Origin of the sequence: Anaeromyxobacter sp. PSR-1, assembly GCF_000964525.1 — a bacterium.
Taxonomy (GTDB): domain Bacteria; phylum Myxococcota; class Myxococcia; order Myxococcales; family Anaeromyxobacteraceae; genus Anaeromyxobacter.
The window spans coordinates 1-7,070 of the sequence record NZ_BAZG01000211.1 but is presented as its reverse complement, the minus strand read 5'-3'; the positions used below and the strand labels follow the sequence as shown (position 1 = coordinate 7,070).

Genomic DNA, 7,070 nt, shown 5'->3' with positions numbered 1-7,070 from the left:
GTGGTGGAGGGCCCGCGGCCGAACGTGTACGGGCTGCGCGCCTGGCAGGACGGGCTGCTCGAGGTGCAGGACGAGGGGAGCCAGCTCCTCGGCGAGGCGGTGGGCGCGCGCGCCGGCGAGGCGGTGCTCGACGCCTGCGCCGGCGCGGGCGGGAAGACGCTCCTGCTCGCGTCGGCGGTGGGACCGGCGGGGCGCGTGCACGCCGCCGATCCCGACGCCGGGCGGCTGGTGCGCCTCCGGACGCGCGCGCTCGCCGCGGGCGCGGCGGGCATCGTGGCCGTGCACGGCGCCGCCGCGCCGGCGGACCTCCGGGTGGACCGCGTCCTCGTGGACGCGCCGTGCTCCGAGCTGGGCGCGCTCCGCCGCGGGCCGGACCTGCGCTGGCGCATCGATCCGGCCGCGTTCGAGGCGCTGCCCGCGCTGCAGGCGCGGATCCTGGAGCGCGCCGCGGCGCACGTGCGAACGGGCGGGCGGCTCGTCTACGCGACCTGCACGTTCCGCCGGGCGGAGGACGAGGAGGTGGCCGGGGCGTTCGAGCGGGCGCACCCGGAGTTCGAGCGGATCGCGCCGGAGGCGCCGGCGAGCGCCCTCACCCCGGACGGCTTCCTGCGGACCTGGCCGCACCGGCACGGGACGGACGCGTTCTTCGCGGCGGCGTGGGTGCGGCGGGGGTAGGAGAGGGCGCGCCGGCGGCCCGAGCGCGCCCTACCTGGCCTTCACCGCTCGCGCGGACAGCAGCTTCGCGCCGCCGTGCGCCTGGAGCGCCGCGTCCAGCGCCCGTGCGTAGTCGGGCCGCGCGTCCTCCAGGCGTGCACGCCCCCGGTCCGTCAGCACGGTGTACACCCCGCGCTTGTCGTCCGGGCACAGGTCGCGGACGGTGAGGCCGGCGCGCTCCATGCGCTCGACCATCCGCGAGACCGAGCTCTGGTTCAGGCTCAGCTGCGCGGCCAGCTCCTGCATGCGCAGCTCGGAGTCCGGGGATCGCGCCAGCATCTCCAGCGCCCGGAACTCCGTCAGCCCGAGCCCATGCCGCGCCTGGAGCACCTTGCCCAGCTCGGCCTCGACCCGGGCGACGACCTGGATCAGGTCGAGCCACGCATCGCCTCGCCTCGACGTCACCGGCGCGCCCTCCTCTCGAGCGACATGCGGCGCAGCTTCTCACGTGCATGCCCATGCAAGCAACGCGGGGCGCGGGAGGACGCCGGGATCAGCCCGGCAGCCGGCGCCCGTCCGTCCGGGCCCCGGCGCGGTCGGCCAGCTTCAGCCAGACGACGCCGGCGATGATGACCGCCAGCCAGGCGGCCTGGACCGGCGTCAGCGCCTGGTGGAGCAGGACGCTGCCGAGGACGGCCGCGCCCACCGAGCCGATGCCGGCCCACACCGCGTACCCGATCCCCACGTCGATGGTGCGCAGGGCGACGCTCAGCGCGTACAGCGTGAGCAGGAAGAACAGCCCGGCGGAGATGGACCAGCCGGGCACCGTGAAGGCCTTGCTGCCGGCGACGCTGAGCGCGTAGCCGATCTCGAAGGCGCCCGCGAGCAGCAGCATGATCCAGGCGCGCCCGTTGCCCGTGTTCCTGTTCGTCTCGATGTTCGTCGTCATGTCCGTTCCTCGTGGAGTACCCGCTGCGTGATGGAGGGAGGCCGCGCTCCGCCGCTCAGGCGGCGCCGCTGAGCCGCAGGCCCACGACGCCGCCGATGACGAGCGCGATGCCGAGGAGCTTCTGCCAGCCGAGGCGCTGCCCGAAGAACAGGGCGCCCAGGATCACGACCCCGACGCCCGCCACCGACGTCCAGATCGCGTAGCCCACCCCGACGTCGAACGTCAGCAGCGCGAGGCTGAGGAAGAAGGTGCCGATGGCCCCGCTGACGAGGGTGGCGGCCGTCCACCCGGGCCGGGTGAACCCTCGTGCATTGCCTGCGGAGATGGCCACCGCGATCTCGAAGATCACGGCGACGCCGAGATGGAGCCAGCTCATGTCGTGTTCCCCTGGGTCGGTTCGTTCAGGAAGCGCCGCCGGGCGGCGCGCCTAGTTTGTTGCTTGCGCATGCATGTAGTTAGGACCGGCGACGCCGTCAAGTCCTTGCATGTGCATGCAATGCGAAAGAGCGGGCGCGCGGGGCCATGGCGGACTTCCTCCTCGCCCTCGCCCGCTTCGACGAGCGGCAGCGCTGGCGCGGGCTGGGCCACAGCTCGCTGTTCGCGCAACCGGTCCCGCGCCGCGGGCGCTCGCCCTCGTCGCGCCACCCTCCTCGGCACCGGCGCCGGCCACCGACTCGGTTCATCCGGATGAACCGCCGCCGTCCGTGGTTCACCCGGGTGAACCACCTTCCCTCGTGACCTCCGGTGCGGCCTACGCACCGCCGCCACCACGAGACGCCGTGAAGCCGCTCGATGCGGAAGTCGCGCGCCTGCGCCTCACCGTCTCACGGGCGTTCCTCGACAAGCTCGAGGCCGCCACCGACGCGCTGGGGCATGCATGCCCGGGCGGGACTGCGGCGGAGATCCTGGAGTGCGGCCTGGACCTCGTGCTCGCGCAGCAGGCGCGGCGCCACGGCCTGGTCGAGAAACCTCGCAGGAGCGGCGGGCCTTCGGGGACGCGCTGATGGACCGCTACACCGCGCCTACAGGTCGGTGCTCCGCAGCACCGCACCGTTCGACGCGTTGGTGACGAGGTGCGCGTAGCGGCGGAGCCAGGACGAGCCGGGGTCGCGGCGCTTCGGGCGGAACCCCTCGCGGCGCCGCGCCAGCTCGGCGTCCGAGACGTCCACGGTCAGCGCGCGCGCCGCCACGTCGATGGTGATCCGGTCGCCGTCCTTCACCAGCCCGATCACGCCGCCCTCGGCGGCCTCGGGCGACACGTGCCCGACGCAGGCGCCGCGGGTCGCGCCGGAGAAGCGGCCGTCGGTGACGAGCGCCACGCTCTCGCCCAGGCCCATGCCCATGATGAGCGAGGTGGGGGAGAGCATCTCCTGCATGCCCGGCCCGCCCTTCGGCCCCTCGTAGCGGATCACCACGAAGTGCCCGGGCTTCACCTTGCCGCCCATGATCCCGGCGATGGCCTCGTCCTGCGAGTCGAAGCAGATCGCGTCGCCGGTGAACTTGCGCATCGAGGGCTGGATGCCGGCGGTCTTCACCACCGCGCCCTCCGCGGCCAGGTTCCCGAACAGCACCGCCAGGCCGCCCACCGGCGAGTAGGCGTTCTCGAGCGGCCGGATGAGCTCCGGGTCGGCGGTCCGCGCGTCGCGGATCCGCTCGCCGACGGTCTCGCCGGTGACGGTGAGCGCGTCCTCGCGGACGATGCCGCCGCGGCGGGCGGCCTCGCGCAGCACCGCGGGCACGCCGCCGGCGCGGTGGATGTCCTCCATGTGCACGGTCGCGAGCGACGGGGCGATCTTCGCGATGTGCGCGACCTTGCCGGCGATCTCCTCGATGTCGCGCAGCGACAGCGGCGCGCCGGCCTCGCGCGAGATGGCGAGCATGTGCAGCACGGTGTTGGACGAGCCGCCCATGGCCATGTCCACCACCATGGCGTTGTGGATGGCGTCGCGGTTCACCAGGTTGCGCAGCTTGAACCGCTCGTCGGCGGCGATCTCCACCGCCCGCCGCGCGGCGCGCCGCACCAGCGCCTCGCGCTCGGGGGTGAGCGCGAGCACGGTCCCGTTGCCGGGCAGCGCCACGCCCATGGCCTCGCACAGCACGTTCATCGAGTTCGCGGTGAACATGCCGGAGCACGACCCGCCGGACGGGCACGCCTGGCACTCGATCTCGTACAGCTCGGCGTCGGTCAGCTGCCCCTGCGCGCGCTTGCCCACCGCCTCGAACGCGGTGTTGAGGTCGATGGGCGTCCCGTCGTGCAGGTGGCCGGCCTTCATGGGCCCGCCGGACACGAACACGGTGGGCACGTTCACGCGCAGCGCGCCCATGAGCATGCCGGGCACGATCTTGTCGCAGTTCGGGATGCAGACGAGCGCGTCGAGCTGGTGCGCGTTCATCACCGTCTCGATGGAGTCGGCGATGAGCTCGCGCGACGGCAGGCTGTAGCGCATGCCCTCGTGGCCCATGGCGATGCCGTCGTCCACGCCGATGGTGTTGAACTCGAACGGCACCCCGCCGGCCTTGCGGATCTCGTCCTTCGCGATCCGGCCGTACTCCTGCAGGTAGTAGTGGCCCGGGATGATGTCGATGTGGCTGTTGGCGATGCCGATGAACGGCTTCTCGAAGTCGCCGTCGTTGAGGCCCGTCGCGCGGAGGAGGCTGCGGTGGGGCGCACGCTCGAAGCCCTTCTTGATCCGGTCGCTGCGCATCCCACCTTTTTCGCGGAAAGGCGCGTGGAAATCAATCGGCCGAGCGCGCGCGCCGCGGCGGGCGGGCGTGCGTCCCCCTCGCCGCCCGGCGCGCCGGGGCACGCCGCGTTAGATGGAGGTCGATGCGTGCCCCCGGCTTCGACGAGGCGACCGAGCGCGTGCGGCGGGCGCTCGGCGCGCGGCCGCGCCGGACGCTGGAGGTCCCGGGGTTCCGGCCGGCGGCGGTGCTGGTCGCGCTGCTCGACCGGCCCGGCGGCCCCTCCGTCCTGTTCACCCGCCGTTCACAGGCGCTCGAGCACCACCGCGGCGAGATCTCCTTCCCGGGCGGACGGCTCGAGCCGGGCGAGGACGCCCCGGCCGCCGCGCTCCGCGAGGCGCACGAGGAGGTGGGGCTGGCGCCGGCGGCGTCGGAGGTGCTCGGGCTGCTCGACGACCTGCCCAGCGTGGCCGGCTACGTGGTGACGCCGGTCGCCGCCTCGGTGCGCGCGCCGCCCGCCGCGTTCACCGCCGCCGCCGACGAGGTGGACGAGCACTTCGAGCTGCCGCTGGCGCAGCTCCTCGACCCGGCGCTGCGGCGCGCCTCCCTGTGGGATCCCGCCCGCCTGCCGGAGCGGCTCGCGACGGTGGTGGCCCGCGCGGCGGTGCCGTTCGAGGACGTGGACCCGAGGACGGGGCACTGGCGGGTGTGGTCGTTCCACGCGGACGAGGCGCGGGTGGTCTGGGGCCTCACCGCCCGGATCCTCGCGGATCTCCTCGATCGGGCCTTCGCCGGGCGGGGGTGACCCCGGACGCCCGCGTCGGGGGGGCGTGTCGCGCACGGGGATTTGCGGGCTTACCATCCCGGCGTGAGCCGCACGCCCGCCGCCCTGCTCGTCGCGCTCGCCGCCGCGGGGCTCGCGGCCGGGGGCTGCGGCAACCCGACCTTCGATCGGCGCATCGACCAGGGCGGGCGCGGCGTGGGCGAGGCGTGCACGCGGGCCTCCGACTGCCGCTCCGGCCTGTGCCTCTCGCGCGTCTGCGCCGCGTCGATCCCGGCCGGCGCGTGCAGCCCCTCCGGTCGCCGGCCGGTGATCGCGCTCGGCGCGGTGGCCGGCCCGGCGGAGCGGCCGCCCGACGTCCCGGATCCGCCCTGCGCGCTGCCGGTCAACGCGGCGGTGATCGGGCCGGTGCAGGAGCGCGGCACGCACGCGCCCGGCGACGAGGTCTCGTTCGACGTGCCGCCCGGCACCACCGGGTTCACGCTCTACTTCCAGGAGGTGGACGGCACGGCGCCGGAGGCGGTGGACTGGCCCGGCGCCGGGCCCGCCGCGAACGCGCCCTTCCCGCAGGTCGTGGTGGACGGGGGCGGCGCGCGCTTCTACGACGACGCCGCCAGCCCGCCCGTCGTGAACGGGGTGCGCGACTACAGCCAGTGGCTCCTGTTCTATGCCGGCGTGATCCCCTCGGCCGGCGCGGTCACCGTCCCGAACACCACCACCGCGCTCGACCGCATCCGCTCCGACGGCCAGCTCGCGCCGGGCGCGTGGCGGTTCACGCTGAACGACCTCGCGGCCGCCTGCACCACCACCACCGGCTGCACCGGCGGGAGCACCGAGGGGCGCTACGACGTGAAGGTGGTCACCCGCGCCGGGCCGCTCGTGTCCACCGGCACGCTCGACCTCGAGATCTACCTCGTCTCCTCCGACCCCGCGCACCCGGAGTACACCGCCGCGAACGCCGCCGCCGATCCGTCCAACAACGCCACCGCCGCGCAGTTCCGCCGCTTCGTGGACGGGCTCCAGTCGCTGTTCGCCCGCGCCGGCGTGTGCCTCGGCACCGTCACCTTCCACGACGTGGCGGACTGGGCGCGCACCGAGCTGAACACGCCCAGCATCGACGACTCCGGCCCGTGCAGCGAGCTCGCGCGCCTGTTCCGGCTGGCGGAGCCGCGGAGCGCGGTGCACCTGTTCCTGGTGGACGAGCTCACCACCTCCGCGAGCGGCGGCGGCGGCACGGTGGTGGGGCTCGACGGCTCGATCCCCGGCCCCTCCGGCGTGCCCGGCGGCGTGAACAGCGGCGCCGCGGTGGTGCTCGCGGACCTCGGCGCCGAGGCGGCGCCGGGCGCGTGCTCGCCGGCGAGCCCGTTCTCGGTCGCCGCCTGCGGCACCGACGTGGTCTCGTACATCGCCGCCCACGAGGCGGGCCACTGGCTCGGCCTCTACCACACGACCGAGGCCACCGGCACCGCGCTCGACCCGATCGCCGACACGCCCGGCTGCCCGTGCGGCACCTGCCGCTCGCCGTCCTCGCCGATCCCCTGCGGCAGCGCGCTCCTCTCCGCCCCGCAGTGCGCCGGCACCTCGGGCTGCGGCGGCGGCGACAACCTCATGTTCTGGCAGATCGACCCGTCGATCGCGCGCGGCACGCTCACCCCGCAGCAGGGCGAGGTCGTGCGGCTCAACCCCGCGGTTCGCTGAGGGAGGTCCCCGTGCTCGCGCCCGGCCTCGCCGCCGCCCTCGCCCTCTCGGCGCTCGCCGCCGCCCCCGGGGCCGCCGCGCCCTCCACCGCCGACGAGGTGCGGGCGATGCTCGGCACCATCGACCGGCCCATCCCGGCGGAGGCGTGGCGCGCGCTCGGCCCGGAGGCCGGGCCGCTGCTCGAGGCCGCGGCAACGAGCGGCAGCGAGCTCCCGAGCCGCCGCGCCCGGGCGCTGGAGGGGCTGGCGGCGCGCGGCGGGGCGCGGGCCGAGGCGCTCCACCGCCGGCTCGCCGCCGACGCGGCCG

8 protein-coding genes and 1 pseudogene are annotated in these 7,070 nt (G+C 75.2%); 5 read left to right on the top strand and 4 right to left on the bottom strand.

The window, feature by feature from the left end:
* The coding region (locus tag PSR1_RS20390; RefSeq protein WP_160309043.1) for an RsmB/NOP family class I SAM-dependent RNA methyltransferase at positions 1-675 on the top strand (675 nt) is incomplete at its 5' end.
* A gap of 30 nt (positions 676-705) precedes the next feature.
* Here PSR1_RS20390 and PSR1_RS20385 read toward each other — a convergent pair.
* The 3 genes from PSR1_RS20385 to PSR1_RS20375 form a co-directional block, all read right to left on the bottom strand.
* A complete protein-coding gene (locus PSR1_RS20385) occupies positions 706-1,119 on the bottom strand; it encodes a MarR family winged helix-turn-helix transcriptional regulator (RefSeq protein ID WP_059439228.1) in 414 nt (137 codons plus the stop codon).
* An 88-nt stretch (positions 1,120-1,207) separates the two neighbouring features.
* Positions 1,208-1,603 carry a multidrug efflux SMR transporter gene (locus tag PSR1_RS20380; protein WP_059439227.1) on the bottom strand — a complete coding sequence of 132 codons (396 nt, stop codon included), beginning with the start codon at positions 1,601-1,603 and terminating at the stop codon, positions 1,208-1,210.
* Between the two features lie 55 nt (positions 1,604-1,658).
* Positions 1,659-1,979, bottom strand: a complete 321-nt coding sequence (locus PSR1_RS20375; RefSeq protein WP_059439226.1) for a multidrug efflux SMR transporter — start codon at positions 1,977-1,979, stop codon at positions 1,659-1,661.
* 403 nt (positions 1,980-2,382) lie between these two features.
* Between PSR1_RS20375 and PSR1_RS24715 the strand changes: the two genes are divergently transcribed.
* Positions 2,383-2,607: a hypothetical protein gene (locus tag PSR1_RS24715; protein WP_059439225.1), complete on the top strand. Its 225-nt coding sequence runs from the start codon at positions 2,383-2,385 to the stop codon at positions 2,605-2,607.
* Positions 2,608-2,625: 18 nt separating this feature from the next.
* On the opposite strand, the gene ilvD is transcribed toward PSR1_RS24715, so the two are convergent.
* Positions 2,626-4,308, bottom strand: a complete 1,683-nt coding sequence (ilvD, locus tag PSR1_RS20365; RefSeq protein WP_059439224.1) for a dihydroxy-acid dehydratase — start codon at positions 4,306-4,308, stop codon at positions 2,626-2,628.
* Positions 4,309-4,430: 122 nt separating this feature from the next.
* Here ilvD and PSR1_RS20360 point away from each other — a divergent pair, with 122 nt between their 5' ends.
* The 3 genes and pseudogenes from PSR1_RS20360 to PSR1_RS20350 all read left to right on the top strand — a co-directional run.
* The gene (locus tag PSR1_RS20360) at positions 4,431-5,090 is read left to right on the top strand and encodes a CoA pyrophosphatase (RefSeq protein WP_059439223.1); all 660 of its coding nucleotides are present in this window, start codon (positions 4,431-4,433) and stop codon (positions 5,088-5,090) included.
* 63 nt (positions 5,091-5,153) lie between these two features.
* The gene (locus PSR1_RS20355; RefSeq protein ID WP_059439222.1) at positions 5,154-6,764 is read left to right on the top strand and encodes a hypothetical protein; all 1,611 of its coding nucleotides are present in this window, start codon (positions 5,154-5,156) and stop codon (positions 6,762-6,764) included.
* Between the two features lie 11 nt (positions 6,765-6,775).
* Positions 6,776-7,070: pseudogene (locus tag PSR1_RS20350) on the top strand (hypothetical protein); the annotation flags it as partial.

Bases quoted from the DNA above. Each gene is read 5' to 3' on its own strand.
- PSR1_RS20380 (WP_059439227.1), bottom strand. From the start codon at position 1,603: ATGACGACGAACATCGAGACGAACAGGAACACGGGCAACGGGCGCGCC.
- PSR1_RS20375 (WP_059439226.1), bottom strand. From the start codon at position 1,979: ATGAGCTGGCTCCATCTCGGCGTCGCCGTGATCTTCGAGATCGCGGTG.
- ilvD (WP_059439224.1), bottom strand. From the start codon at position 4,308: ATGCGCAGCGACCGGATCAAGAAGGGCTTCGAGCGTGCGCCCCACCGC.
- PSR1_RS20360 (WP_059439223.1), top strand. From the start codon at position 4,431: ATGCGTGCCCCCGGCTTCGACGAGGCGACCGAGCGCGTGCGGCGGGCG.